General features: G+C 59.2%; 23 protein-coding genes and 2 tRNA genes. 10 read left to right on the forward strand and 15 right to left on the reverse strand.

What is annotated here, in order from left to right; translation table 11 throughout:
- Position 1: 1 nt before the first annotated feature.
- From ACR0J5_RS03380 to ACR0J5_RS03400, 5 genes are all read right to left on the reverse strand, one after another.
- Positions 2 to 799 (reverse strand): carbohydrate ABC transporter permease, encoded by a 798-nt coding sequence (locus ACR0J5_RS03380; protein WP_480650438.1) that lies wholly within the window; start codon positions 797 to 799, stop codon positions 2 to 4.
- Positions 796 to 1,659 (reverse strand): carbohydrate ABC transporter permease, encoded by an 864-nt coding sequence (locus ACR0J5_RS03385; protein WP_480650439.1) that lies wholly within the window; start codon positions 1,657 to 1,659, stop codon positions 796 to 798. The genes ACR0J5_RS03380 and ACR0J5_RS03385 overlap by 4 nt, the downstream gene beginning before the upstream one ends.
- Complete coding sequence (locus ACR0J5_RS03390) at positions 1,659 to 2,732, reverse strand: ABC transporter ATP-binding protein (RefSeq protein ID WP_480650440.1); 1,074 nt, start codon at positions 2,730 to 2,732, stop codon at positions 1,659 to 1,661. The genes ACR0J5_RS03385 and ACR0J5_RS03390 overlap by 1 nt, the downstream gene beginning before the upstream one ends.
- Position 2,733: 1 nt before the next feature.
- Complete coding sequence (locus tag ACR0J5_RS03395) at positions 2,734 to 3,783, reverse strand: ABC transporter ATP-binding protein (protein WP_480650441.1); 1,050 nt, start codon at positions 3,781 to 3,783, stop codon at positions 2,734 to 2,736.
- Positions 3,784 to 3,864: 81 nt separating this feature from the next.
- On the reverse strand, positions 3,865 to 5,604 hold the full coding sequence (locus ACR0J5_RS03400) for an ABC transporter substrate-binding protein (RefSeq protein WP_480650442.1): 1,740 nt from the start codon (positions 5,602 to 5,604) through the stop codon (positions 3,865 to 3,867).
- 243 nt (positions 5,605 to 5,847) lie between these two features.
- Between ACR0J5_RS03400 and ACR0J5_RS03405 the strand changes: the two genes are divergently transcribed.
- Genes ACR0J5_RS03405 through ACR0J5_RS03435 form a run of 7 tightly spaced genes read left to right on the forward strand, consistent with a single transcriptional unit; the run spans position 5,848 to position 13,225 of the window.
- Positions 5,848 to 7,209, forward strand: coding sequence for a V-type ATP synthase subunit B (locus tag ACR0J5_RS03405; RefSeq protein ID WP_480650443.1), 1,362 nt, complete (start codon positions 5,848 to 5,850; stop codon positions 7,207 to 7,209).
- Positions 7,187 to 7,792, forward strand: coding sequence for a V-type ATP synthase subunit D (locus ACR0J5_RS03410; RefSeq protein ID WP_480650444.1), 606 nt, complete (start codon positions 7,187 to 7,189; stop codon positions 7,790 to 7,792). The genes ACR0J5_RS03405 and ACR0J5_RS03410 overlap by 23 nt, the downstream gene beginning before the upstream one ends.
- Complete coding sequence (locus ACR0J5_RS03415) at positions 7,789 to 9,585, forward strand: V-type ATP synthase subunit I (protein WP_480650445.1); 1,797 nt, start codon at positions 7,789 to 7,791, stop codon at positions 9,583 to 9,585. The genes ACR0J5_RS03410 and ACR0J5_RS03415 overlap by 4 nt, the downstream gene beginning before the upstream one ends.
- Entirely contained in the window at positions 9,582 to 10,025 is a 444-nt protein-coding gene (locus ACR0J5_RS03420; RefSeq protein WP_170324458.1) for an ATP synthase subunit C, read from the forward strand. The genes ACR0J5_RS03415 and ACR0J5_RS03420 overlap by 4 nt, the downstream gene beginning before the upstream one ends.
- Entirely contained in the window at positions 10,025 to 10,702 is a 678-nt protein-coding gene (locus ACR0J5_RS03425; RefSeq protein ID WP_480650446.1) for a hypothetical protein, read from the forward strand. Before ACR0J5_RS03420 ends, ACR0J5_RS03425 begins: the two co-directional genes overlap by 1 nt.
- A gap of 1 nt (position 10,703) precedes the next feature.
- Complete coding sequence (locus tag ACR0J5_RS03430; RefSeq protein WP_480650447.1) at positions 10,704 to 11,387, forward strand: hypothetical protein; 684 nt, start codon at positions 10,704 to 10,706, stop codon at positions 11,385 to 11,387.
- Positions 11,384 to 13,225, forward strand: coding sequence for a V-type ATP synthase subunit A (locus ACR0J5_RS03435; RefSeq protein ID WP_480650448.1), 1,842 nt, complete (start codon positions 11,384 to 11,386; stop codon positions 13,223 to 13,225). Before ACR0J5_RS03430 ends, ACR0J5_RS03435 begins: the two co-directional genes overlap by 4 nt.
- 6 nt (positions 13,226 to 13,231) lie before the next feature.
- Here ACR0J5_RS03435 and ACR0J5_RS03440 read toward each other — a convergent pair.
- The 6 genes from ACR0J5_RS03440 to ACR0J5_RS03465 form a co-directional block, all read right to left on the reverse strand.
- Positions 13,232 to 13,306: transfer RNA gene (locus ACR0J5_RS03440), tRNA-Glu, on the reverse strand.
- Between the two features lie 22 nt (positions 13,307 to 13,328).
- Positions 13,329 to 13,403 (reverse strand) — tRNA-Glu (locus tag ACR0J5_RS03445).
- 97 nt (positions 13,404 to 13,500) lie between these two features.
- Complete coding sequence (gene recJ, locus ACR0J5_RS03450) at positions 13,501 to 15,243, reverse strand: single-stranded-DNA-specific exonuclease RecJ (RefSeq protein WP_480650449.1); 1,743 nt, start codon at positions 15,241 to 15,243, stop codon at positions 13,501 to 13,503.
- A gap of 93 nt (positions 15,244 to 15,336) precedes the next feature.
- Positions 15,337 to 16,317 carry a class II fructose-bisphosphatase gene (gene glpX / locus ACR0J5_RS03455; protein WP_480650450.1) on the reverse strand — a complete coding sequence of 327 codons (981 nt, stop codon included), beginning with the start codon at positions 16,315 to 16,317 and terminating at the stop codon, positions 15,337 to 15,339.
- Between the two features lie 68 nt (positions 16,318 to 16,385).
- Positions 16,386 to 17,672, reverse strand: a complete 1,287-nt coding sequence (locus ACR0J5_RS03460; protein WP_480650451.1) for a homoserine dehydrogenase — start codon at positions 17,670 to 17,672, stop codon at positions 16,386 to 16,388.
- 127 nt (positions 17,673 to 17,799) lie between these two features.
- Complete coding sequence (locus tag ACR0J5_RS03465) at positions 17,800 to 18,075, reverse strand: hypothetical protein (RefSeq protein ID WP_480650452.1); 276 nt, start codon at positions 18,073 to 18,075, stop codon at positions 17,800 to 17,802.
- A gap of 72 nt (positions 18,076 to 18,147) precedes the next feature.
- Between ACR0J5_RS03465 and ACR0J5_RS03470 the strand changes: the two genes are divergently transcribed.
- Complete coding sequence (locus ACR0J5_RS03470) at positions 18,148 to 18,735, forward strand: TetR/AcrR family transcriptional regulator (protein ID WP_480650453.1); 588 nt, start codon at positions 18,148 to 18,150, stop codon at positions 18,733 to 18,735.
- A gap of 5 nt (positions 18,736 to 18,740) precedes the next feature.
- On the opposite strand, the gene ACR0J5_RS03475 is transcribed toward ACR0J5_RS03470, so the two are convergent.
- Positions 18,741 to 19,652, reverse strand: a complete 912-nt coding sequence (locus tag ACR0J5_RS03475; RefSeq protein ID WP_480650454.1) for a pirin family protein — start codon at positions 19,650 to 19,652, stop codon at positions 18,741 to 18,743.
- Between the two features lie 158 nt (positions 19,653 to 19,810).
- On the opposite strand from ACR0J5_RS03475, the gene ACR0J5_RS03480 reads away from it, so the two are divergent.
- Positions 19,811 to 20,275, forward strand: coding sequence for a hypothetical protein (locus ACR0J5_RS03480; RefSeq protein WP_480650455.1), 465 nt, complete (start codon positions 19,811 to 19,813; stop codon positions 20,273 to 20,275).
- Here the strand turns inward: ACR0J5_RS03480 and ACR0J5_RS03485 are convergent.
- The 3 genes from ACR0J5_RS03485 to ACR0J5_RS03495 are packed head-to-tail and all read right to left on the reverse strand — an operon-like array spanning position 20,272 to position 23,212.
- The gene (locus ACR0J5_RS03485) at positions 20,272 to 20,904 is read right to left on the reverse strand and encodes a TadE/TadG family type IV pilus assembly protein (protein WP_480650456.1); all 633 of its coding nucleotides are present in this window, start codon (positions 20,902 to 20,904) and stop codon (positions 20,272 to 20,274) included. The genes ACR0J5_RS03480 and ACR0J5_RS03485 overlap by 4 nt on opposite strands.
- A gap of 2 nt (positions 20,905 to 20,906) precedes the next feature.
- On the reverse strand, positions 20,907 to 21,437 hold the full coding sequence (locus ACR0J5_RS03490) for a TadE/TadG family type IV pilus assembly protein (protein WP_480650457.1): 531 nt from the start codon (positions 21,435 to 21,437) through the stop codon (positions 20,907 to 20,909).
- Positions 21,434 to 23,212, reverse strand: coding sequence for a TadE/TadG family type IV pilus assembly protein (locus ACR0J5_RS03495; protein WP_480650458.1), 1,779 nt, complete (start codon positions 23,210 to 23,212; stop codon positions 21,434 to 21,436). The genes ACR0J5_RS03490 and ACR0J5_RS03495 overlap by 4 nt, the downstream gene beginning before the upstream one ends.
- A 328-nt stretch (positions 23,213 to 23,540) precedes the next feature.
- Here ACR0J5_RS03495 and ACR0J5_RS03500 point away from each other — a divergent pair, with 328 nt between their 5' ends.
- Positions 23,541 to 24,971: a Glu/Leu/Phe/Val family dehydrogenase gene (locus tag ACR0J5_RS03500; RefSeq protein ID WP_480650459.1), complete on the forward strand. Its 1,431-nt coding sequence runs from the start codon at positions 23,541 to 23,543 to the stop codon at positions 24,969 to 24,971.
- Positions 24,972 to 25,036: the final 65 nt, after the last annotated feature.

Raw genomic sequence — 25,036 nt, forward strand, 5'->3', positions numbered from 1 at the left:
CTCACACACGGCCCATCGCGAAACCACGCGCGATGTAGTTGCGGACAAACCAGATGACGATGGCACCGGGGATAATGGTCAGCGTCCCGGCGGCTGCCAGCAGGCCCAGCTCATACCCCGCGCTGGACGCAGTACGGGTCATGACGGCGGCGATGGGTTTCGCCTCGACCGCAGTGAGCGTTTTGGCCAGCAGCATTTCGACCCATGAGAACATGAAGCAGAAGAAGGCAGCGACACCCACGCCCGCTTTGATGTTGGGCAGGAAGATCGTCACGAAGAAGCGCGGGAAGGAATAGCCGTCAACATAGGCGGTTTCGTCCAGTTCCTTTGGGATGCCGCGCATGAAGCCTTCCAGAATCCACACCGCCAGCGGCACGTTGAACAGCGTATGCGCCAGAGCCACGGCCAGATAGGTGTCGAACAGGTGGATCGACGAATAAAGCTGGAAGAACGGCAGGGCAAACACCGCCGCCGGAGCCATCCGGTTGGTCAGTAGCCAGAAGAACAGCTGCTTGTCGCCCAGAAACCGATAGCGCGAGAACGCATAGGCCGCAGGCAGGGCGACACAGACCGACAGTACCGTGTTCAGAGTCACGTAGGAGATCGAGTTGATGTATCCCCAATACCATGTCGGATCGGTGAAGATGGTGATGTAATTTTCCAGCGTAAAGGTCTGGGGAAACAGGGAAAAGCCCGACAGAATCTCGTTCGTGGTCTTGAAGGACATCGCCACCAGCCAATAGATCGGCAGCATCAGGAACGCGATATAGAGGATCGGGATGATGGACCGCTTTTTCATTCTGCGTCATCCTTTGTCATCAGAGTGTAGAATAGCCACGACACAAGCAACGTGATGGCGAAATAGATCAGGCTCATCGCGGCCGCAGGGCCAAGGTCGAACTGCCCCAGCGCGATCTTCACAAGGTCGATCGACAGCAAGGTGGTTGAGTTGCCGGGGCCGCCGCCCGTCAGCACGAAGGGCTCGGTATAGATGTTGAAACTGTCCATAAAGCGCAGCAGAACGGCGATAGTCAGAACGGTTTTCATCTTGGGCAACTGGATATAGCGGAAGACCGACCACGGGCTGGCCCCGTCGATCTTGGCCGCCTGATAGTATGCGTCGGGGATCGACACGAGGCCCGCGTAGCACAGCAGTACCACCAGCGAGGTCCAATGCCAGACATCCATGACAATGACCGTGATCCAGGCGGAAAGCGGCTGTTGCGTCATGTCATAGTTGATGCCCAGCACGTCATTCAGAAAGTATCCCATCAGACCGATTTTCGGCAGGGTGAAGATGTTCCACATCGATCCCACCACGTTCCACGGGATCAGCATCGGCAGGGCCATCAGCACCAGACAGACCGGCACCCAGAAGCCTTTGCGCGGCATGGACAGGGCGACGATGATGCCCAGCGGCACCTCGATCAGCAGGATCAGGAAAGTGAACAGGAACTGTCGTCCAAGGGCGGCCTGAAACCGGTCAGATCGCAGGATCTGTTCGAACCAGCCCAGACCTTCCCAGAAGAACTGATTGTTCCCAAAAGTTTCCTGCACCGAGTAGTTGACCACCGTCATCATCGGCACCAGCGCGTTGAACGCGACCAGCGCCAGCACAGGCAGGACAAAGAACCACGCTTTTTGGTTTTCTGTTCTCATCAGCTGCGCTCCTCGGTTGCGATCCAGCCGTCGCGATAGACGCGGGATTGTTCTGGTTTGAATTGCAGGAAGACCTCTGATCCGGGCTCGGGTACCTCATGTTCCGTGACAGCCTTAAGGGCGGTATTGCCGACCATAGCGCTGACCACATAGTGGCGACCGATGTCGGACACTTTGGTCACATGTGCCGGGATGCCGGTGTCGCCAAAGCCCACATATTCCGGGCGGATGCCCAAGTCGGTGCGACCACCGTCGCCATGGGTTGGGCCTTCCAGCATGACCTCGTGGCCTTCGAACACCGCCCGGTCGCCTTTAGCTTCACACGGCAAGACGTTCATGCCCGGTGAGCCGATGAAATGGCCGACGAATGTGTGTTGAGGCCGCTCGAACAGTTCAACCGGCGTGCCGATCTGCACCACTTCGCCCTCTTGCATCACCACCACTTCGTCGGCAAACGTCAGTGCCTCGGTCTGGTCGTGGGTCACGTAGATCATCGTGGCTTTGACGCGCTGATGCAGCTCTTTCAGCTTGGACCGCAATTTCCATTTCAGATGAGGGTCAATCACGGTCAGCGGTTCGTCGAACATCACCGCGTTCACGTCATCACGCACCAGACCGCGCCCCATCGAGATCTTCTGCTTGTTGTCCGGGCTCAGTCCCGAGGCACGAGTGTTCAGCATATCCGTGACGTCCAGCATCTCGGCGATTTCATCGACGCGACGCTTGATCGTTGCCGGGTCAACGCCGCGGTTTTTCAACGGAAAGGCCAGGTTTTCACCCACGGTCATCGTGTCGTAGATCACCGGGAACTGGAAAACCTGCGCGATGTTGCGCTGATCGGGGGGCAGGGCGGTGACGTCCCGGTCATCGAACAGGATTTGCCCTTCGGACGGGGTCAGAAGGCCCGAGATGATGTTCAGCAAGGTGGACTTGCCGCAGCCCGAGGGCCCTAGCAGCGCGTAAGCCCCGCCGTCGCGCCACGTCACGTCGATTTCCTTGAGCGCATAGTCATCCGGGCCTTGCGGGTCAGGCATATAGCTGTGTCGCAGGTTCGAAAGCTTAATCTGTGCCATGTCAGGCCACCCTTTGGCCGTCTTGGCCGAAATACCGGCAATGGGCCGGGTTCATGTAGAAACTGTGATCCTCGCCCACCTGATAGGGATGCACGCCAACAGCCAGCGAGACCCAGTCATCTGATCCATGCCGGAAATGCGCACTGGAGTCTGATCCCGACAGCTCGGTCACGATCACGCGGCCCGTCAATTCGACATCGGCGTCCGAGGTGCGGAACGGTGTAACCCGGTGCGGGCGCACGGCGACCATGTAGTCTCCGTCGGCCATGTTCGGGACAGCCCAGCCTCCGCCACCTGCCAGTTGCGCCTGCGCGCCTGAAACGGTGATCCGGGCCACGTTGATCGGCGGGTCTGAAAACACGCGCGCCGCGGCGATGTTTTCGGGGTTGCGGTAGATGTCGGCGGTGGGGCCGAATTGAGTGACGCGACCGTCCTCCATCAAGGCAGTGTAGCCGCCCAGCAGAAGCGCCTCTTCGGGTTCCGAGGTCGCATAGACCACCACAGCCCCGCGCCCTGCAAACAGATCGGGCAGCTGTTCGCGCAATTCTTCGCGCAGTTTGTAGTCAAGGTTGGCCAGCGGTTCATCCAGAAACACCGCGCGGCTTTCCTTGGCAATCGCCCGGGCCAAAGCCGTGCGCTGTTGCTGCCCGCCCGACAGCTCATGCGGGCGGCGATGCAGCATCGGGCGCAGTTGTAAAAGGTCGGCGGCCTCTTCGACGCGACCTTCGATCTCGGATTGCGCCATGCCCGCGACGCGCAGGGGTGAGGCAATGTTGTCGAAAACGGTCATATGCGGGTAGTTCACGAAGAACTGGTGCACCAGGCTGATCTGCCGTTTTTGCGTGTTCAGCCGGGTCACATCCTGCCCGTCCATCAGCACCTTGCCCGACGCGATCGGGTCCAGCCCGGCCATCATCTTGATCAGCGAGGTCTTGCCTGCCCCTGTGGCGCCCAGCAGCACATTGAAATGGCCGGTCTGCAGCGTCAGATTGGTAGGCTTGATATGAATTACGTTGCCAACCCGTTTGGTGGCATCTTGAAGTTCGATCATGTCCGTGGGTTCCGGTCCTTCAGTGCCGCGCACTGGTCGTAGGGTGGGGATGCCGCGCACGGCACCCCCGGTTGCATTGGCTTAGTTGGCCTGCCAGCGCGCCACCAGCTCGTCATAGTTGACGGTCTGGCCCTGCGGCTTTTCGTTTTCCAACTTGGCCTTGGGCGAGCCTGCTTTTTCCAGCCAGAAGGCGGCGTCCTGCGGCTCGTTCAGGCGGGGACCACAGCCGCCATAGACGTTGGCGGCCTCATCCGCGGCCTGCATCCGGGCCATGGTGATGTCCATTTCCTCGGCCAGACGGTCCATTGCCTCTTGCGGGGTGAACGCGCCCGAGTTCACGTCACCGATCTGCTGCCACCAGATCTGGGCCAGCTTCGGATAGTCCGGAACGTTGATGCCGGTCGGCGACCATGCCACACGATCAGGCGAGCGGTAGAACTCGACCAGACCACCCAGCTTGGGTGCGCGTTCGGTGAACGACTCGTGGTTGACCGAGCTGTCGCGGATGAAGGTCAGACCCACATGGGACTTCTTCACATCGACAGTTTTCGACGTCACGAACTGAGCATACAGCCACGCGGCCTGCGCACGATCCGAAGGCGTGGATTTCAGGAAGGTCCAAGACCCCACGTCCTGATAGCCAACCTTCTGGCCGTCTTCCCAATAGGGGCCGTGCGGGCTGGGCGCCATCCGCCACAGCGGCGTGCCTTCGTCATCCACGGTGTTGTTGCCTTCGGATTTCGGCTTCACCATGTCGGCGGTAAAGGCGGTGTACCAGAAGATCTGCTGGGCCACGTTGCCTTGGCTAAGCGCCGGCAGCGACTGGTAGAAGTCATAAGACGCCGCACCCGGAGGCGCATAGTTGCGCAGCCACTCATCCCATTTGCGGATCGCATAGACCGCAGCCGGACCGTTGGCCGCACCACCGCGCGACACGGAGGCACCAACAGGGTTACAGGTGCCCGCTTCCATGCGGATACCCCATTCGTCGACGGGAACGCCGTTCGGCTCACCCACGTCACCGGCACCGGCCATCGACAGCCACGCGTCGGTCATACGCCAGCCAAGGTCAGGCGCGCGCTTGCCGTAATCCATGTGGCCATAGATCGCGACGCCGTCGACTTCCTTCACGTCGTTGGTGAAGAATTCAGCGATGTCCTCATAGGCCGACCAGTTGACCGGAACACCCAGATCATAGCCGTACTTTTCTTTGAACGCGGCTTTGTTGGCCTCGTCGTCAAACCAGTCCTTGCGGAACCAGTAGAGGTTCGCAAATTGCTGGTCAGGCAGCTGGTACAGGTTACCGTCCGGGCCGGTTGTGAACTGAATGCCCATGAAGTCATCCAGATCCAGCGTCGGCGATGTGGTCGCCGCCCAGTCACCACCCATCTGTTCGGTCAGGTTATAGGCCAGTTGCAGGCGCGAGTGCGTACCGATCAGGTCGCTGTCATTGACGTAGCCGTCATAGAGGTTCCGGCCGGTCTGCATCTGGGTCTGCACCGCCTGAACCACTTCGCCCTCACCGAGGATCTGGTGGTTTACCTTGATGCCGGTGATTTCCTCGAACGCCTTGGTCAGAACCTCGGATTCGTACGAGTGGGTCGGGATACCTTCCGACAGGACGTTGATTTCCATGCCGGCATAGGGTTGTGCAGCTTCGATGAACCACTTCATCTCACCCATCTGTTCGTCTTTCGACAGGGTCGATGGCTGGAATTCGTCGTCAATCCAACGTTGTGCTGCGGCTTCGTCGGCCCAAGCGGACCCGTGCCCCGCAATGACGGCAGCCGCCGCCACTGCGGAAAGTAGATGTCTCCGCATCTGTCTCCTCCCAAAGATTATGGTTTCCGGCGTGAACCGGATGCCGGACAGCATCGGCGATTTTTTGCATATGTGTCAAACTAAATTTTTAGTAAATGAAAAATTCCTGCGTCGCTAACGATGAAGACGCCCTCGGTTGCCAATTTTTGAATTCATTGTAAGCTGCAATGAAGATTATAGAATTTGCCGCTGACCGCTGCGGCGCTGATTATCTAAAATCACCTGGACGCATGAGGATAGCCAATGTCCCGTAGTCTGTTGAAATACACGCGTGTACTGGAAATTGTGGGTGACACGATCAAGGTCAGGGTGCCGGTGGACGGGACCTCGGACGCTGCGGTTCGATTCAATGATCTGGCGGTGATCGAGACGGTTGACGGCCATAAAACCTTGGCTCAGGCGATCTTCATCGACCGGGACGTGGTGACGTTGCAGGTGTTTTCCGGGACCAAGGGAATCTCGACCGAGGCGACGGCCACCTTTCTGGGCCATCCCATGCAGACGCCATATTCGGCCAACATTCTAGGGCGCGTTTTTGACGGGGCAGGACAGGCGATCGATGGTGGTCCGGACCTGTCATCCGAGCCGCGGATCGAGATTGGCGGGCCAACCGTGAACCCTGCGGAACGGGCGGTTCCGAACAAGATGATCCGCACCGATGTGCCGATGATCGATGTGTTCAACACGCTGGTCGAAAGCCAGAAAATCCCGATCTTTTCCGTCTCGGGCGAGCCGTTCAACGCGTTTCTCAGCCGAATCGGTATTCAGGCGGATGCCGATATTGTCGTCTTTGGTGGGCTGGGCTTGATCTTTGACGACTACCACACGTTCCGCACCTCGTTCGAGGATGCGGGCGTGTTTTCCCGCACCGTGATGTTCGTCAATCAGGCGATGGACCCTCTGGTCGAGCGGCTGTTGGTGCCCGACATGGCGCTGGCCGTGGCCGAGAAATTCGCGGTGGAAGAGGGCAAGCGCGTGCTGGTTCTGCTGACCGATATGACCGCCTATGCCGACGCAATGAAAGAGGTGGGGATCAGTCAGGAGCGCGTGCCCTCGCAGCGCGGCTATATGGGCGATCTCTATTCCCAACTGGCGCGGCGGTATGAAAAAGCGTGCGATTATGCCAAGGGAGGATCAGTCACGGTGCTGACCGTGACGACCATGCCCGGCAATGACGTGACCCACCCGGTGCCGGACAACACGGGCTATATCACCGAGGGGCAGTTTTATCTGCACTCGGGCGTGATTGATCCGTTCGGCAGCCTCTCACGCCTCAAGCAGAACGTGATCGGCAAGACCACGCGCGAAGATCACGGGCAGATCATGAACACGATGATCCGATTCTATTCCGAAAGCCGCGATGCGGCGCAGAAACAGGCGATGGCCTTTGATCTGTCAGACTATGATCACCAGTTGCTGAAATTCGGCGCGCTGTTCCGGGCGCGGTTCATGGACATCAACGTCTCAATCCCGCTGGAAGACGCGCTGGATCTGGGCTGGAAAACGCTGGCCGAGTGTTTCAAGCCCGAGCAGTTGTTGATGAAGCAAGCCCTGGTCGACAAGTATTTCCCAAAGGACAGTGATGGCGCGGTTGCAGCTGAATAAATCGTCGCTGGCCCGCCAGCAGACGCAGCTGAAAAGCTATGAGCGGTTTCTGCCGTCGCTGGACCTGAAGCGCCAGCAGTTAATGGCCGAACGCGCCAAGGCCCGCGCGGATGTACACCGGCTGGAACAAGAGGTTGCGAACCTGGCCCAGCAGGTCGGGGCCAAACTGCCCATGCTGGCGCAGCAGGGCATTGATCTGGATGGTCTGGTTGAACTGAAGGACTACAAGGTCAAAGAGGTCAACGTTGTGGGCGTCAAGATGCCCGCGCTTGACCGGATCGAAGTTGCCGTGCGCCCTTATTCCAGACTGGCCAAGCCGCATTGGGTCGATGCGGCGGCGCAGTTGCTCCACGATATGATCGAGGCACGTTTGCGCGTCAAAGTGGCCGAGGAACGGGTTAAGATTTTCGACAAGGCGGTTGCCACAATTACCCAACGGGTCAACCTGTTCGAAAAGGTTCTGATCCCGCGTGCCAAGGCCAACATCAAGAAAATCCGCATCTATCTGAGTGATGAGCAGATGCAGTCTGTTGTGCGCTCGAAAATCTCCAAACGCAAACATGCGCAGGAGGCCGTGTCATGAGTGTTGCCCGCCTCAAAAAACTGTCGCTGGTCGGGCCTGCCGCTGAAAAGACCCCGACACTTGAGGCGCTGCAAAGGCTTGGCTGCATGCATGTTCTGCCGCTCGCGCCACCCCCGGCCGAGCCGGAAAAGATCAGCGAACGCGGTGCAAAAGGCGCTTATAAAGCATTGCGATTCCTTGCGGATATTGTCGACCCCCGACGCCAGATTCAGCGTGATCCAGTGTTTGATATGGACCAGTTCGTCACCGATGTGCTGGACCTGATGCAGCGCACGCGCGATATGACCGACCGGCGCGATTTTCTGGCCCATCGCATTACGCAGGTGCGCCCATGGGGCGATCTGGATTTCCCGCCCGGAGACGTTCTGGCGGGCAACCGGCTGTGGTTCTATCAGTTGCCCCTGAAACACCGCGATGCGTTGCAGGGTCTGACGGTGCCTTGGGCCATTCTGGAACAAGACCATCGCTTTGTTTACGCCGTGCTGATCGCACCGGATGAACCCGCAGATGACATCCTGCCGGTTCCGCGCACGCATACCGGATCGCTGCCCATCCACGAACTTGAAGCCCAACTGGAAGAGGCCGAAATCGCCATCGAAGCGCTTGAGGCCGAACGGGTTGCGCAGACCCGCTATCTGACGCTGATGCGCCGCAATCTGGCGGTTGCGGAAAGCGCGGCGGAACTGGCTCATGCGACGCAGAAGGTGCGCGATGAAGGGGCGATGTTCGCCCTGCAAGGCTGGGTGCCCGAGGACCGAGTGGACGCGGTACTGGATATGGCTCAGGCCAAGGGTGCCGCCGTTCTGATCGAAGAACCAGGACCTGACGACACTCCGCCCACATTGTTGGAGCAGCCGGAAAAACGCAGTGCGGCCGTGGACTTGGCGCTGTTTTATCAAGTGCCCGGTTACAAGGATTGGGACCCCAGCGTGATCGTTGCGGCCTCGTTCGCGTTCTTCTTCGCGATGATCGTGGCGGATGCGGGGTATGGGGCCGTGATCCTGCTGGGTCTGCTGCTGTTCCGGAAGCGGATGGACAAGACGGCCCAGCAAAGATCATGGCGGCGCTATGGGCTGGTCGTTTCAGGGGCCACGGTCGTGTATGGGGTTCTGGTTGGCAGCTATTTCGGCGTGGCTCCGGCGGATGGATCGATCCTTGGGAAACTTAAACTGCTCGACCTGAACAATTTCGCGGCGATGATGATGGTCTCGATTGTGGTTGGCGTGCTGCATCTGGTGCTGGCGAATGCGCTGGCCGCCCGCGCGGCGTGGGGGCAGCGAAAGGCCATCGCAAATCTCGGGTGGATCGCGGCGCTGATTGGCGGGTTTGTTCTGTGGCTTAGCTATATGAAAGGGGATAGCCCGACACCGGGCGCGGCCCTTCTGATCATCGGCATCCTGACGATCTTGTTGTTCTCAAGCGAGCGGGCGATCAAGAAACCCACCGACTGGCTGTGGCGTCTGATCGACGGCATTCAGGCGCTGGCCGGGGCGATGGGCGCGTTCGGAGATGTCCTCAGCTATATGCGCCTGTTTGCGCTGGGGTTGGCCTCGGCCTCGTTGGCGATCACGTTTAACGATCTGGCGATGTCGGTGATTCACGCGCTGAAAGGGCCGGGCATTCTGTTCGGTCTGCTGATCCTGATCATTGGCCATATTCTGAACTTCGCCCTCGCGATGATGAGCGGCGTCGTCCACGGATTACGTCTCAATTACATCGAATTCTATAAATGGGGTCTGCCGGATGAAGGCATCGTCTTTCGCCCGTTCGCCCGCAAGGAGGTTCAGGAATGAATGAGCTTGTTCTGACATTGGGTTGGCTGGGGATTTATGCACCCATGGCATTGGGTGCGGCGGCCAGTGCGATTGGCTGCTCGATCGCGGGGATGGCCAGCATCGGCGCGATGACCGAGACCGAGGGCGGCTATGGCCGGTTTGTCGGCGTCTCGGCCTTTCCCTCGACCATGGTGATCTATGGGATCGTCATCATGTTCACCCTGAACCGCGACGTAACCCCCGAAAACGCAGGTGGGTTGTTCGGGATCGGCATCCTGTCGGGCATCGCTTTGATGTATTGCGGCATATGGCAGGGCCGGGCCTGTGCAGCGGCGATCAACGCGACCAAGGAAAAGCCTGAAATCTTCGGCTTGTCGCTGGCCCCTGCGGCGATCATCGAAGGCTTTGGTGTGTTCGCCTTTGTCTTTGCCCTTGTCATCAGTGCGGGGATCAGCTGATGGCTCAGGATGGGATGATCTCTCATGGCGTTGACGCGCTGATCGACAAGCTGCGCAACGATGGGGTGGCCGCCGGTCAGGCCGATGCGGAAAAGCTGCGCGCCGAGGCCAAGGCAGAGGCGGCAAAGATACTGGCCGACGCCAAGCGCGAGGCGGATGAGTATCAGAAAAAGGCCCGTAGCGACTCCGACAGCTATCGTGCGGCGGGTGAAGAGGCGCTGAACACCGCCATGCGCGACGCGGTTCTGACCATGAAGGCCGGTCTGACGGATCGGTTTCGTCAGGATGTCGAACGGCTGGTGACCAAGGAAATGGCGGACCCGGACCTGTTGAAACAGATGATCCTTGAGGTGGTCGGCCGTGCCGCCACCGAGGCAAAGCTGGACGGTCCGGTACAGGTCATCTTGCCCGCCAGGATCGCCACGCAGGAAGAGATCAAGCAGAACGCCGATGACATTCAGTCGGGCAAGCTGACGAAATACGTGCTGGGCCTGACTGCTGATATGTTGCGCGAACAGGTCGAGTTGCACGCCTCGGACGACGCGCAGGATGGTATCCGCGTCCGGGCCGAGGATCAGGGCGTGGTGCTGGACCTGACGGACAAGGCCGTGGCTGCTCTGTTGATGGAGCACCTGCAACCCCGCTTCCGCGCAGTATTGGAGGGGGTGATCCGCTGAGATGCCCAACCCCGACGCGTATATCGCGCTGATCAGCAGCCTGCCGGGTTCGGAACGGTTGTTTGTGGCCAAACAGCCGCCGCTGTCCCGGTTGCGGCTGGATCGCCGACTGACCGCGCTGACCGCTGAGGATGCGCGGGTTTTGAAGGTGTTGGAACACGCTCTGAACTGGAGCGATTATGACATGGACGTCACCGACGCTCAGGCGATTGAACGGTGCAAAAGGGCACTGGCGGACATTCCGCAACCAACCCTGCGACGGGTTTGCACAGAGCGGATGGACCTGCGGACAGCCGTTGCCGCGCTGCGCCTGCGCAAGCAGGGGGGCAGCCCGCCGACCAGTACATTCGGCATGGGCCGATGGAGCCGCCACATTCCGGCCAATTGGGGCGACCCGACCTTTAGGCTGGACGGGCCGATGCCCTGGATCAAAGAAGCGAAACAGTTGTTGGATGCCGAAGACCCCTTGGGGCTGGAACGGCTGCTTTTGTCCGTCAGTCACAAGCAACTGAAACGGCACGCCTCGCGCCACTATTTCGATTTTGAGGCGGTGGCGATCTATGTGCTGATCTGGAACATTTTCGACCGCTGGGCGCAAAGCAATGCGCAGGACGCGGCCAAGCGATTTGAACATCTGGCGCAGCAGGCCATGGCCGATTTTGACTTTGAGGGAGCCTCAGCATGACCGCCCCAACCCCAGCCGACCAAACCACCACCGCCCGCGTTGTTTCGGTGCAGGAGGGGTTGGTACAGATACAGGCCAACACGGACGCATCAGGCCAGCCCGGGCAGTTGGTCAAGAACGAGGTGGTCTTTATCCTACCCACGCGCCCGGGTCCCGGTGGCCGTCAGGAACGTCTGAAGGCCGAAGTGCTGCGCGTGCGCAGCGATACCGCTGATGTGCAGGTCTACGAAAGTACCGACGGGGTGGCCGTGGGCGACCCTGTGGAACAATCGGGGCAGTTGCTGTCGGTTGAGCTTGGCCCGGGGCTGCTGGGGCAGGTGTTTGACGGGCTGCAATCGCCTTTGCCCAAGGTGGCCGCTGAGTTTGGCACTTTCCTGCCGCGCGGGGCGGATGTGGCCCCGCTGGATACGCAGGCCAAATGGTCGTTCACGCCCTCGGTCAAGGTCGGCGATACGGTCACCGCAGGCGACAGTATCGGTACGGTCCCCGAGGGTCATTTCAGCCACAAGATCATGCTGCCCTTCAACTGGGTCGGTGAGTACAAGGTGGTCTGGGTCCAGAAAGGCGCCGCCACCATCCACGATATCGTGGCACGGCTTGAGGACGTGCAGGGCGGTGAGCATACGCTGACCCTGTCGCAGAAATGGCCGGTGCGGCGGCCTCTGCCCGAAAGCATCCTGAAACGTGCTTTGTCCGAGCGGCTTTACCCGACCGAGCCAGTGCTGACCTCGCAACGTCTGATCGACACGTTCTTTCCCATCGCGCGCGGCGGAACGGCCTGTATTCCCGGCCCGTTTGGCGCCGGTAAAACCGTTCTGCAAAACCTGATCGCGCGCAACGCCAAGGTGGATATTGTGATTGTTGTGGCCTGTGGTGAACGCGCGGGCGAGGTGGTCGAGACCATCCATGAATTTCCCAAGATGACCGACCCGACCACCGGCGGCAGCCTGATGGACCGGACAATCATCATCTGCAACACATCCTCAATGCCCGTCGCCGCGCGTGAGGCGTCGATCTTCACCGGCATCACATTGGGCGAATATTACCGCCAGATGGGCTATGACGTGCTGCTGATTGCCGACAGCACCAGCCGCTGGGCTCAGGCCATGCGCGAAACCTCTGGTAAGCTTGAGGAAATTCCGGGCGAGGAGGGCTTTCCCGCATATCTGGAAAGCTCAATCAAGGGCCTGTATGAGCGCGCAGGTGCGATGAAAACCAACGATGGCGCCTTGGGCAGCCTGACCTTGATCGGCACCGTCTCGCCCGCGGGCGGGAATTTTGACGAACCGGTCACGCAGTCGACACTGTCTACTGTGAAATGTTTCCTCGGGCTGTCATCCGAGCGTGCCTATAAACGGTTCTATCCGGCGGTCGATCCGATGCTCAGTTGGTCGCGCTACACTGATCAGCTGTCGGACTGGTATGACAAAAACGCCGAACCCGACTGGACCGGAAAGGTGCGCGATCTGATCGAACTGATCGAAAAGGGCGAACAGGTCGACCAGATGATGCAGGTCACTGGCGAAGAGGGCGTGACGATCGAAGACTTTGTAACCCAGCAAAAGGCGCTGTTCGTCGATATGGTCTACCTGCAGCAGGACGCGTTCGACAAAGTGGACGCGACCGTGCCACTTGAACGGCAGAGGATGACCTTCAAGCTGGTTTATGACGTAACCCAATCGACGGCCAGCTTTGCGGACAAGGCCGACGTTCGGCAGGTCTTTACACAACTGACGGGTTTGATGAAGAATTTTCACTATGCAGCCGAAAACACACCGGAATTTAAATCCTCATGGGACCAAATTCAGGACCTGTGCCGCGAGAAATTCGGAGTGTGACGGAAATGGTAGCCCGTAGGGGAATCGAACCCCTCTTTCCAGGTTGAAAACCTGGCGTCCTAACCGATAGACGAACGGGCCATTTAGGCCAAACAAGCACAAGTGGTAGCCCGTAGGGGAATCGAACCCCTCTTTCCAGGTTGAAAACCTGGCGTCCTAACCGATAGACGAACGGGCCACGCTGGCTTGTGGAGGGCCTTTTACGGTTTACCTCTGACCCCCGCAAGCCGAAAAATGCAAGGATGTGAAAGTTTTTTGGACCCCCGGAAGGCGCCTCATTTGGCCTCAGCCGCATCCTCTAGTCTAAGTTGCACCGATTGCCGCCCGCCCCATGTATTCACCTCAAGCCGTCCGGCGAAATGAAACCGCGCGCCGCCATGGTTGGACAGTTTTTCCCCCATCGGCCCGTCGAATGCGCCAAACGCAATAGCGTCCAAGCCGCCGCCCATCCCATCGGCCAGCGAGAGCTTCAGATGGGATTCGCCGACGCGCTTGGCGAATCTGATCTGAAGGTCTGGCAGAGCATAGCGCGGGGCAGGGGCGCTGGCCCCGAACGGACCGGCCTGTTCGATCTGTTCGATCAGGTCGATCGTGGCGGCCCCCGGCATCAGGGTGCCGTCCAGTTTCAGGTCCGCCGGGCCACCTTCACCCGCGCCCTGTTTGGCCAGCAATTCACCAAGTCGCTCCATCGCCGGCTCCAGTTTGTCGCGCATAACGGTCAGACCGGCGGCCATCTTGTGGCCTCCGCCCTTGACCAAAAGCCCCTCAGCCGCCAGACGCTGGATCGAGGCCCCCAGATCGACCCCAGTCACAGATCGGCCCGAGCCCTTGCCCTCATCCCCATCAAAGCCGATGACAATCGCGGGGCGGTTGGCGTTTTCTTTCAGGCGCGAGGCCACGATGCCGACCACGCCGGGATGCCACCCTTCGCCCGCCGCCCAGACCAATGGCGCGTCCAGCCCGCGTTCTTCCGCCTGTTCCAAAGCGGCTGCGCGGACAGCATTCTCAATGTCGCGCCGCTCGGTGTTCAGTTCGTCCAGCCGCTGCGACAGAGCCTGTGCTTCGTGGACCGATTCCGTGCTGAGCAACCGCGCACCCAAATCAGCCTGACCAATGCGCCCTCCGGCATTCACACGCGGCCCCAGCATGAACCCAAGGTGATAGCTGTTGGGGGCTGAATCCATTCTCGCCACATCAGACAGGGCGACTAGCCCGGGTCGCTGCCGCTGGGCCATCACCTTCAACCCCTGCCGCACCAGCGCCCGATTTGCGCCGATCAGCGGCGCGACATCCGCCACCGTTGCCAAAGCCACCAGATCCAACAAAGAGATCAGGTTGGGGCCTTTGGCCCCAGCCTCACGCAATTGCCGCCCGGCCTCAACCAGCATCAAAAAGACTACACCCGCCGCGCAGAGATAGCCCAGATCGCCGCTCTCATCCTGCCGGTTCGGGTTCACCACGGCCACACAGTCGGGCAGGGTCTCGGCGCCCAAATGGTGATCCAGTACGATTACATCCGCCCCCTTTGCAGCAGCAATGGGTTCGTGGCTGAGTGTCCCGCAATCCACGCAGATGATCAGATCGTGGCTGGCCGCCAGCTCCTGCATGGCGGGAACGTTGGGGCCATAGCCTTCGTCAATCCGGTCGGGGACATAAAGCGTCGCCTGCAGGCCCATCTGCCGCAGCCAGACCAACAGCAAGGCCGCCGAACTGCCCCCATCTACATCGTAATCCGCAAAAACCGCGATCCGCTGCCTCGCGCGCACCGCCGCCAGAAACCGCGTCGCAGCGGTCTCCATATCCTTCATGTCACGCGGATCAGGCAGCAGCTCTTTCAGTTTGGGCTCCAGAAACCCCGCAGCCTCCATCGCCGGAACACCGCGCCGTGCCAGCACCTGACAGACCGCGCGCGGCAGCCCTGCCTGCTGAATCAGAACCTCGGTTGCGCGTTCCACATCCGCCGAAGGACCAACCCAGCGCCGCCCGGACAAAGACTGTTCAACTCCAAGAAAACCCATGACCCGCCTCTGATATGACAAGGCCGGACCCTGCGCGGACCCGGCCCTTCTTCTCGTTTAAAATACGGCCGCCGGAGGCAGCGGCGCAAGCCGCTAGTTGTCGTGCGACCACATCGGCGTGCGGTAAGACATGCGACGCACCGAACCAGTTTTCGACCGCATCAGCAGGGTGGTGGTCTCAAGCCAGCCCGGCTCGCGCTTGATACGCGGCAGCAGCGATCCGCCGGTCACACCGGTTGCGGCAAAGATCACGTCGGCTGTCACCATCTCGTCCCGCGCGTAGATGCGGTCCAGATCGGTAATGCCCGCCTTGGCGGCGCGGCCGCGCTCGTCATCGTTGCGGAACAACAGACGGCCAAAGATCTGACCACCCATGCATTTCAGCGCCGCAGCCGCCAGAACACCCTCGGGCGCGCCGCCTTGGCCCATATACATGTCGATCCCGGTGACTTCGCTTTCGGCGCAGTGCATCACACCGGCCACGTCGCCATCGGTGATCAAACGGATCGAGGCACCGGTTTCGCGCACTTCGGCAATCATCGCTTCATGGCGGGGGCGCTCCAGAATGCAGACGGTGATGTCGGCAGGCGCGCAGCCTTTGGCTTTGGCCAGCGCTTCAACCCGTTCACGCGGACTCATGTCCAGGCTGACGACACCTTCGGGAAAGCCCGGGCCCACGGCCAGCTTGTCCATGTAAACGTCGGGGGCATGCAGCATCGAGCCGCGCGGGCCCATCGCAATCACGGTCAGCGCGTTGGGCATATCCTTGGCGGTCAGCGTGGTGCCTTCCAGCGGGTCCAGCGCGATGTCCACGCCGGGGCCATTCCCGGTGCCGACCTCTTCGCCGATATACAGCATCGGGGCTTCGTCCCGCTCACCTTCGCCGATGACCACGACACCGGCAATATCCAGCAGGTTCAGCTGTTCGCGCATGGCGTTCACAGCGGCCTGATCGGCGGCTTTCTCATCGCCGCGACCGACCAGAGAGGCCGAGGCCAATGCAGCCTGTTCCGCAACCCGCGCAAGCCCCAGGGACAGCAGGCGGTCGTTGAAATCTACTTTGGCAGCACTCATTTTGGCATCCTCAGGTCAGTAAAGGCGTTTTATTCGGCATAGCTTGCGTTTTGGGCGGGCTGCAAGGGTTAAACCTCTTCGATCCGCAATGCGACGGGGTCTCCGTCCACCACATCTGTCTCGCGCAGACCGTTCAAGGCGATGTCCAACGTGGCGCGCGTGGTCTTGTGGGTCACGATCAGCACTGGGGCGGTGCTGTCGGAATGCCCGTATTGACGCATCCGGTCGATCGAGACACCGGCATCGCCCAGAATGGCGGCGACTTTGGCCAGCGCGCCGGGTTTGTCCAGCAGGGCGAGGCGCAGGTAATACGGGGCGGGCAGGCCGGTGATGGCTGGGGCCGCGTCTTGGAGCGATGTGGCGGGGCGTCCGAAGGTCGGGATTTGCAGGCCACGGGCCAGATCACAGACATCGCCCATTACGGCGCTGGCTGTCGGGCCCTCACCGGCACCGGGGCCGCGCAGGACAACCTGTTCAACCGCGTCACCTTCGATCACGACCATATTGGTGCCGCCTTCCAACTGACCCAGGGCCGAGCCGCTGGGCACAAGGCAGGGCTGCATCCGCTGTACTAGACCGCGCGCGGTTTTCTGCGCCACGCCCAGCAGTTTGATGCGATAGCCCATGTCGTCGGCCTGATGGATGTCATCCAGACTGATCTGCTGAATGCCCTCAATCTCGATCCCGTCGAAATTCGGCTTGGTCCCAAAGGCGATCGAGGACAGCAACGCCAGTTTGTGCGCGGCATCGATTCCGCCCACATCCAGATTCGGGTCGGCCTCAAGATAGCCAAGCTCTGCGCATTCTTCGAACAGCGCGTTATAACCCAGCTCCTGCGATTGCATACGGGTCAGGATGTAGTTGCAGGTGCCGTTCATCACGCCCATGACGCGGGTGATCTCATTGCCTGCAAGCCCCTCGGTCAGGGATTTGATCACCGGGATACCGCCTGCGACGGCGGCCTCAAACCGGATCACGCGACCGGCGGCCTCGGCCTTTTCAGCGAGCTCTTGACCGTGGATTGCCAGCAGTGCTTTGTTCGCGGTGATCACATCCTTGCCACTGGCCAGCGCCGCCTCGACCGAGGATTTGGCCGGGCCGTTCTCGCCCCCGATCAATTCGACGAAAACGTCGATGTCATCGCGCTTTGCCAGCGCAACCGGGTCCGTCTCCCAGGCATAATCCGAAAGGTTCACGCCACGGTCCTTGCTGGCATCGCGGGCCGAAACTGCAACGATTTCGATGGACCGGCCGGTGCGTGCCTGCAACAGATCCGCATGACGCCGTACGATCTTGACGACACCCACGCCGACCGTTCCCAAGCCCGCAATTCCCAGCCGCAGCGCCTGTGTCATCCCGTGGGTTCCTTTCGCTCGAAAATCTCATGGTATCGGGCCTGTCGCCCGTTCAGCGCTGCCTTAGCGGGTTCGGCGCGAGGGTGCAATGCGTCGCAGACCCGGACAGGGCCTTATTCGCAAAGGGTCAGTTGATTTCAGCGTCCTGAAGCTCTTGCGCCTTTTTCTCAAGCGCTTCGCGTCGTGTGTTCAGGTCTTCTTCGACGGCGGTGGCCTCTTCCACGGGATCAACCGTCGGACCGAGCGCTTCTTGAAGGGGAACCAGCTTGGGAAAGCGGGTCGTCTTGACGTCGGCCAGCTCTCGCCCTTCGAGCTCGGGGAAATTGGTGCATCCGGCACAGGCGAGGACAATAAACAGCAATTGCAGGGGCTTCATGCAGAACCCTTTCAAACTCGGTTGCATCGGTGATGCACCTTTTGGCGCGTTGGTTCAAGCGGGGTTCTATCTGAACAGACGTTCAGATACAGTGGGGCCATGGCACGCACGCAAGGTTCCCATTCCGATATTACAGGTCCCCGCATCCGCAAGGCGGCGCTGGCGCTGTTTGCGCGCCACGGGTTCGCCGCGGTCTCGATGCGTCAGATCGCGTCCGAGGTTGGCGTGCAGGCCGGTGCGCTGTACAACTATACCCCCGACAAGCAAAGCTTGCTGTTTCGGTTGATGCACGACCACATGCACGAGCTTTTGGCGGCCTATGTCGAGTTGCCGGAGGCCAAGAATGCGTCGGACGCGTTGCGGCAATTCGTGGGGTTCCACATCCGCTTTCACCTACAGCGCCCCGATGAGGTGTTCATCGCCTATATGGAGCTGCGCAATCTCACGCCTGAAAACTTCGCGGAAGTCGAAGCCTTGCGCCGCCGCTATGAGGACGCGCTTGAGGCAATCCTGCGCGCAGGGCAGGGGAATGGGGTTTTCGATATAACGGATACCAAAATCGCAACGCTGGCGGTCATCGCCATGCTCAACGGTGTCATGACTTGGTACCGCGCTGGCGGACGTCTGTCGCTGGATGAGGTTGAGCAGGTTTATTGGGACATGGTCCGCCGGTCGGTCTCGGCCTGACTGGTTTAATGCGCGGGGCGGATGAAGGTCCCGTTGCGCAGCTCACGAAAGGCTTGCTCCAACTCGGCCCGCGTGTTCATGACGATGGGGCCGTGCCAGGCGACAGGCTCATCAATCGGCGCGCCCGAGATCAGCAGAAACCGCACGCCCTCAGACCCGGCCTGAACCGTGACCTCATCCCCGGTGCCGAACCGCACAAGGGTTCTGTCCCCGGACATGTCGCGGATGTTGACCTCTTGCCCGGCGACCTCTTTTTCCAGCAGGATACCAGCGGGTTGCGAAGCGTCTGCAAAGGCGGCCTGGCCCTGAAACACATAGGCAAAGGCGCGGCGGTGCGTGTCGATCCGAAAGGTCTTTTTGACCCCGGCGGGGATTGAGATATCCAGATATTGCGGATCGGCAGCGATCCCGTCCACGGGGCCGGTCTTACCCCAGAACTCACCCACGATCACCCGCACGGTGGTCCCGTCATCATCGGTGATTTCGGGAATATCCTTGCTTTGCACATCCTGATAACGCGGCGCGGTCATCTTTTGGGATGAGGGCAGGTTGCCCCATAACTGGAACCCGTGCATCTGGCCGGTAGTGTTTCCGCTTGGCATTTCCTGATGCAAAATGCCGGACCCTGCAGTCATCCACTGGACGTCCCCGGCCCCTAGCGTTCCGCTGTTGCCCAGCGAGTCCGAATGCTCGACCGACCCGGCCAGAACATAGGTGATCGTCTCAATCCCGCGATGCGGGTGCCAGGGAAACCCGGCCTGATAATCCTGAGGCCGCTCATTCCGGAAATCATCAAACAGCAGGAACGGGTCCAACTCGGACGGGTCCTGAAAGCCGAACGCGCGGTGGAGTTTGACGCCGGCACCCTCCATCGTGGCGATAGCTTTGCGGGTTTCCAGTACGGGACGTAGGGACATGATCGGCTCCTGTGCTTACGCAGCAGCATCTAAGGGGCACAGGCGATCCGTCAATCCGCAGAAAAGAACGGGGTATGTGCGAAAATCCGTGACAGATTCGGCCTCTGTCCTTTTGCGGGTAAAGCCGCTAAACCAAAAGAAAATCAGCAGGGGGTCCCATGCAGGAAGATGTTCTGGCCGTCATTAAGCCGTCGCCCGCCCGACGTGGTCTGGGTGTGGCGATGCTGGGCTTTGTGGGCCTTATGGTCTTCTATGTTGTCCTTGCGCAGCCACCTGCGTTTGGGTGGCAGGTTTTCCTGATCGCGGTCGGTGGCGCGGCATTCTGGTTGGCCTACCGCATGTGGACCGCGACAAACGACTGGATCGAACTGACTCGATCCGAGCTGAGAACCGGGGCAGGGCAGGTCATTGCCAAAATCGAAGATATTGAGGGTATCGACCGTGGTGTCTTTGCTTTCAAACCATCAAACGGGTTTTTGGTGAAAACACGTAAGCCGGGCCCGAACAGTTGGGCGCCGGGCCTTTGGTGGCGTCTTGGACGCCGCATTGGTATCGGCGGAATGACAAACGCCGCCGAAACCAAATTCATGACCGAAGTGCTTCAGACTATGTTGGCAGATTAACCTGCCGTCGCCACGGCGACTGAACCGTTGTCACAAAACACGGGCGACACATTTCCAGGGACCAAGGGAACAAAACGCGGTCGGGTATATACGAACGTGTCGAAGGTTTGATCCGGTTCCAGCCAGGTCGTTGTGAGCGACGGAATATAGTCGTTTGTGGTTTCAACAAGGATCAAACTGTCCAATTCCGCCATCGGAGGCAGCCTGTTGCTCAGTTGATCAACGTTGTCGTTGGTCCAGTTTTCGTCGTACCCACACCGTGTCGCCCATTCCACAAAGTGACGCGGCTCGTCGCTATTAGAGCTTTCGTCCTTTTTGAACGTGATGGAGGTCAAACGCATTTCCAGCGGCGAATTGTTGTCCAGAATGCGATAGAACAGCAGATACATCGACGCGGCATAGGCGTCATTGATCGGGACTTCACCGCCTTCGCGCGAGATCAGGTCGCCCACCGTGTAGGCCGCCTTGAGGTTTATGGTGCTCTCGCGGAAGGCATCGAAATACGTGTAAGTTAGCGTAATGGCCCAGACAAAAATCGGAAACGTCAGCACGGCTTCCAGTGACAAGCTGCCATGCTCACGTCGTTTGAAACGGCTCAAGAAGCGTTTTATTCTTATTGCTGTAAGCATAATCAAGGCTCCTGAACAAAGGCGGTCGTCGCGGTGAGCTGGACAAATCCATCGTCGCCACTCACGGCGCGACCCATGTTCGTTGTCGGAAATACCGGGTCAACTTTTGCACATGCACGCAGGACCATAAGTTTGTTTGAACCACCGGTTTGGAAGTCGCGGACCGGCGTTACCTCTTCTGCCCTGTCCACACAGTCCGGGGTGGGCGGCAGGTTGATACCTGCATAAGGGTCCTGAACAATCATTTCCAACTGCAAGTTTTGCGAGCAGTTGCGGACCACGACGGTTCTGTTGCAGATGGCATCCTTGATGTCATCATGCGTCACGCTGGGTGCCGTCCCCAAGCGTATGTCACGCACGACCACATCCATGGAATGTTCGATCATCGCCTGCTGAATTGTCACCAAGGCATACTCGACGACACTCAGGATAAAGAAGGCGTATAGAGGGAAGATAATAACGAATTCGACTGTCAATGAGCCGTCTTCAGAACGTTTGAAACGCCTTATTCTCCGGAACATGTTGCGGATCATTGCGTGAGCCTCAGGCGCTTGATGTTTGTGGCGATGACCTCGAAGACCTGCGTGAGGGAAAGGTTGTCTTCACCCAGATTGCCATTGGCGTTGACTTCGAAAAAGAACCCCGCTCCGCTTGAACAGTTTCTCATCGCAGTCACGCCAACATCCGGCGCTTCGAAAGCGATACCATAGACTTCAACATCCCGGCCCTTGATCGCAGTACAGGTTTGTTGCAACCGCGTGTCTTTGTCTGTCCTGCTGGTCGTGGAAAACGCGTTTGAGTACCAGTTGGTATTGTTGTTGGGCTCCTGGGACATGTTGTATGCCGCATTCCAGTCTAGGCTCACCATATTCCACAGTTGCGGATAGGTCAGACGTACAGATTGGTCAGCAAATTCACCTCCAAAAGGTTCTGCGTGCCCTCTTGTGTTTCGCCGGGTGTAGTAGAACTCGCGTGGGTTCTCTGCGACAAGAACACTGAATTCACCGGAGCGGGTGATGTCTCCGAAACGTTCACAACCCCACCACCTTCTTCTTACGCATTCGCGCCGGGTATGTTGACCTGCGTTGGGGTTGAACCAAACATCTGACAGACCGTCCCGCAAAGATTCGTCCAGAATCCAGTTTTCGGTGTTTTCACCATCGGTCATCACAATCATGATCTTTTTGACGTTGCCTTCGTAGGCCACCGGACGGTTGTCAAAAATCGCGGGAACGACTTTTTTGGGTTTCTGGTCCGTACCAGCGACGTTGCCAGTATCTGGGTCAATGACTTCGTTCGGGTTGGCGTTCTGTCTGGACAGTTGGTCGATGACCGACTGAAACTGAGGATCAAGCAGAGCAGCACCCCATTTCACGCCAATATCAATCGATGTGTTGCCACCGGGACTCATGGCATTGATCTGATCATGCAAATCCGAAATGACGTTCGTTACGGGCGTAATATCGCTGCCTGCGCGGGTGGGGCAGACTGAGGTGCGATGAAATTCGTCCGCGTAGTCGTCCCCATAGTTGCGATTGTCGAAGTGCGCAGTACGATTCAGGCTTGCCGATGGGTTAACCCCCGGCTCGCGGAACTGAGAGTCCCGGAAGTCCACACAATGCGAATAGCTGTGTTCGGTTGTGACACCCGACATTTGGTTCAGGATATTTGCGCCCGCACTCACCTGATTGTTGTATGGCACGATTGAGATCGAAATCTTGTCGGGGTTTTCCTTTTCATACATCGTATTGACGAATTGAATGGCTGCTTCTTGAAGTGCGGCCATCTTTGACTTGTTCTCGGTCGCCGATGGCCAACTCATTGAACCTGACATATCCAGAACAAGAGATATCTCGATCGAGCCGACGGACTCCTCCGCAACGCTGGTCACATTGGCCGTCAGCGAATCCGTCCCAAAGAACCGCATGAAATGAGTTCTTACTTCGACTTCGGCATTTGCGGTCACCTTGCGCGAGCCGATGTCCTCGACGACAATCGGCTCTTTCGTCAGGTCACCCCGGACCCCGGACTTTTCGATGTAGGCTTTCACAACGTCTTTGGGTGGCAGCGTCTGCTTGACGTTCGCCGCGGCAAGCACGGCGCGGTCCAGCGTCGCCTGCAGGTCTGCGCGGTCGCGCTCAAAGTTCATAATGTCCACGCCGATGCCAGCGGTGCCCAGAATAACGATGAACCCCAGAACGACAAAAATCGTGAACACGCCGCCATCTTCATCGCGGGAGAATTGACGCGCGAATGCGACGGTGCTTTTGAGTTTCGTAATGCGGCTTTTAAAAACGCGCGTAATCATAGTGCCGACCTCGCTGAGCAGACATCCAAACTGCTAAGGAAATATTAACTCTCAGAAAATTAACGCCGAATCATGGCGGGATTTAGGCAAAAAAGCCGCTGAGCTGGCCCATTTACAGGAAAAAGCGGGATAATTTTGGGGCGTTGATGGGTTCTGTTGTCGTCTGGGCGACAATCTAAGGCTGGTCCTGAAACACTGGCGACTCACAGTGGTTTGAAATCTTTCTGCCTGAGTTTTCGAGTTTTTTTTGTGCTTAATTATTGATCGTTAACGCATAGGGTGCGACAAAACGGCAGAACGCAAGTCGTTCGTCGGCACGGAGGTTTAAATGACGGCCAAAAATGAACCCAGCTTTCGCGAGAGTGTGGACCTGATGTTTAACAGGGCGGCGTCCCTGATGGATCTGCCGCCCGGGCTGGAGCAGAAGATACGCGTTTGCAACGCCACTTACACCGTGCGTTTTGGTGTTCGCTTGCGCGGTGACATTCATACTTTCACCGGGTATCGCTCGGTCCACTCCGAGCATATGGAGCCGGTCAAAGGCGGTATTCGTTACGCTTTGGCCGTGAACCAGGATGAAGTTGAAGCGCTAGCAGCGCTGATGACTTACAAATGTGCCCTGGTCGAAACGCCGTTTGGCGGATCGAAGGGCGGGTTGTGTATCGATCCGCGCCAGTATGAAGAGCATGAGCTTGAGCAGATCACGCGTCGCTTTGCCTATGAGTTGGCCAAACGCGATTTGATCAATCCCTCGCAAAACGTGCCGGCCCCCGACATGGGTACGGGTGAGCGCGAGATGGCCTGGATGGCCGACCAATACGCCCGGATGAACACCACGGACATCAATGCGCGGGCCTGTGTCACGGGCAAGCCGCTGAATGCGGGGGGCATCGCCGGGCGGGTCGAGGCCACGGGCCGCGGTGTGCAATACGCGCTGCGTGAATTCTTCCGTCACCCGGAGGATATCCAGAAAGCGGGCCTGTCAGGCAAGCTGGATGGTAAGCGCGTCATCGTTCAGGGGCTCGGCAACGTGGGCTATCACGCTGCCAAATTCCTGAGCGAAGAGGACGGCGCGATTGTGACCGGCATCATCGAATGGGATGGCGCGCTGTATAATCCGGACGGTATCGATGTCGAATCCGTTCGGCAGTGGATCGTCAAACACGGGGGTGTCAAAGACTATCCCGACGCGACCCATTCTGCCGAGGGTGCAGCCGTGCTTGAGGAAGAGTGCGATATCCTTATCCCTGCGGCGCTTGAAGGGGTGATCAACCTGTCCAACGCGGATCGCATAAAAGCCCCGCTGATCATCGAGGCCGCGAACGGCCCGGTGACGGCTGGCGCCGATGAAATCCTGCGCAAGAAGGGCACGGTGATCATCCCCGACATGTATGCCAATGCGGGCGGTGTTACAGTGTCCTATTTCGAATGGGTCAAGAACCTGAGCCATATCCGCTTTGGCCGGATGCAGCGCCGTCAGGAAGAAGCGCGGCACGAGTTGATCGTCAGCGAGCTTGAGCGTCTGGACCGCTACCTGGGCGATGCGTGGTCGATGTCTCCGGACTTCAAGGCAAAGTACCTCAAGGGCGCGGATGAGCTTGAACTGGTGCGCTCGGGCCTCGATGACACGATGCGTATTGCATACCAGTCCATGCGCGAAGTCTGGCACAGCCGGGACGATGTCGAAGACCTGCGGACCGCGGCCTATATCGTGGCCATCGACCGGGTCTCGAAAAGCTACCGCGCCAAGGGTCTTTGAACACAGGCCGGGGCGGGTGGCATCATCTGCTCGCCCCGGTGCAACACGATGGCGCGAGGTGCAAA

The sequence above is a fragment of the Ruegeria sp. BE1 genome (assembly GCF_056538885.1).

Bases quoted from the DNA above. Each gene is read 5' to 3' on its own strand.
- ACR0J5_RS03380 (WP_480650438.1), bottom strand. From the start codon at position 799: ATGAAAAAGCGGTCCATCATCCCGATCCTCTATATCGCGTTCCTGATG.
- ACR0J5_RS03385 (WP_480650439.1), bottom strand. From the start codon at position 1,659: ATGAGAACAGAAAACCAAAAAGCGTGGTTCTTTGTCCTGCCTGTGCTG.
- ACR0J5_RS03390 (WP_480650440.1), bottom strand. From the start codon at position 2,732: ATGGCACAGATTAAGCTTTCGAACCTGCGACACAGCTATATGCCTGAC.
- ACR0J5_RS03395 (WP_480650441.1), bottom strand. From the start codon at position 3,783: ATGATCGAACTTCAAGATGCCACCAAACGGGTTGGCAACGTAATTCAT.
- ACR0J5_RS03400 (WP_480650442.1), bottom strand. From the start codon at position 5,604: ATGCGGAGACATCTACTTTCCGCAGTGGCGGCGGCTGCCGTCATTGCG.
- ACR0J5_RS03405 (WP_480650443.1), top strand. From the start codon at position 5,848: ATGTCCCGTAGTCTGTTGAAATACACGCGTGTACTGGAAATTGTGGGT.
- ACR0J5_RS03410 (WP_480650444.1), top strand. From the start codon at position 7,187: ATGGCGCGGTTGCAGCTGAATAAATCGTCGCTGGCCCGCCAGCAGACG.
- ACR0J5_RS03415 (WP_480650445.1), top strand. From the start codon at position 7,789: ATGAGTGTTGCCCGCCTCAAAAAACTGTCGCTGGTCGGGCCTGCCGCT.
- ACR0J5_RS03420 (WP_170324458.1), top strand. From the start codon at position 9,582: ATGAATGAGCTTGTTCTGACATTGGGTTGGCTGGGGATTTATGCACCC.
- ACR0J5_RS03425 (WP_480650446.1), top strand. From the start codon at position 10,025: ATGGCTCAGGATGGGATGATCTCTCATGGCGTTGACGCGCTGATCGAC.
- ACR0J5_RS03430 (WP_480650447.1), top strand. From the start codon at position 10,704: ATGCCCAACCCCGACGCGTATATCGCGCTGATCAGCAGCCTGCCGGGT.
- ACR0J5_RS03435 (WP_480650448.1), top strand. From the start codon at position 11,384: ATGACCGCCCCAACCCCAGCCGACCAAACCACCACCGCCCGCGTTGTT.
- recJ (WP_480650449.1), bottom strand. From the start codon at position 15,243: ATGGGTTTTCTTGGAGTTGAACAGTCTTTGTCCGGGCGGCGCTGGGTT.
- glpX (WP_480650450.1), bottom strand. From the start codon at position 16,317: ATGAGTGCTGCCAAAGTAGATTTCAACGACCGCCTGCTGTCCCTGGGG.
- ACR0J5_RS03460 (WP_480650451.1), bottom strand. From the start codon at position 17,672: ATGACACAGGCGCTGCGGCTGGGAATTGCGGGCTTGGGAACGGTCGGC.
- ACR0J5_RS03465 (WP_480650452.1), bottom strand. From the start codon at position 18,075: ATGCAACCGAGTTTGAAAGGGTTCTGCATGAAGCCCCTGCAATTGCTG.
- ACR0J5_RS03470 (WP_480650453.1), top strand. From the start codon at position 18,148: ATGGCACGCACGCAAGGTTCCCATTCCGATATTACAGGTCCCCGCATC.
- ACR0J5_RS03475 (WP_480650454.1), bottom strand. From the start codon at position 19,652: ATGTCCCTACGTCCCGTACTGGAAACCCGCAAAGCTATCGCCACGATG.
- ACR0J5_RS03480 (WP_480650455.1), top strand. From the start codon at position 19,811: ATGCAGGAAGATGTTCTGGCCGTCATTAAGCCGTCGCCCGCCCGACGT.
- ACR0J5_RS03485 (WP_480650456.1), bottom strand. From the start codon at position 20,904: ATGCTTACAGCAATAAGAATAAAACGCTTCTTGAGCCGTTTCAAACGA.
- ACR0J5_RS03490 (WP_480650457.1), bottom strand. From the start codon at position 21,437: ATGATCCGCAACATGTTCCGGAGAATAAGGCGTTTCAAACGTTCTGAA.
- ACR0J5_RS03495 (WP_480650458.1), bottom strand. From the start codon at position 23,212: ATGATTACGCGCGTTTTTAAAAGCCGCATTACGAAACTCAAAAGCACC.
- ACR0J5_RS03500 (WP_480650459.1), top strand. From the start codon at position 23,541: ATGACGGCCAAAAATGAACCCAGCTTTCGCGAGAGTGTGGACCTGATG.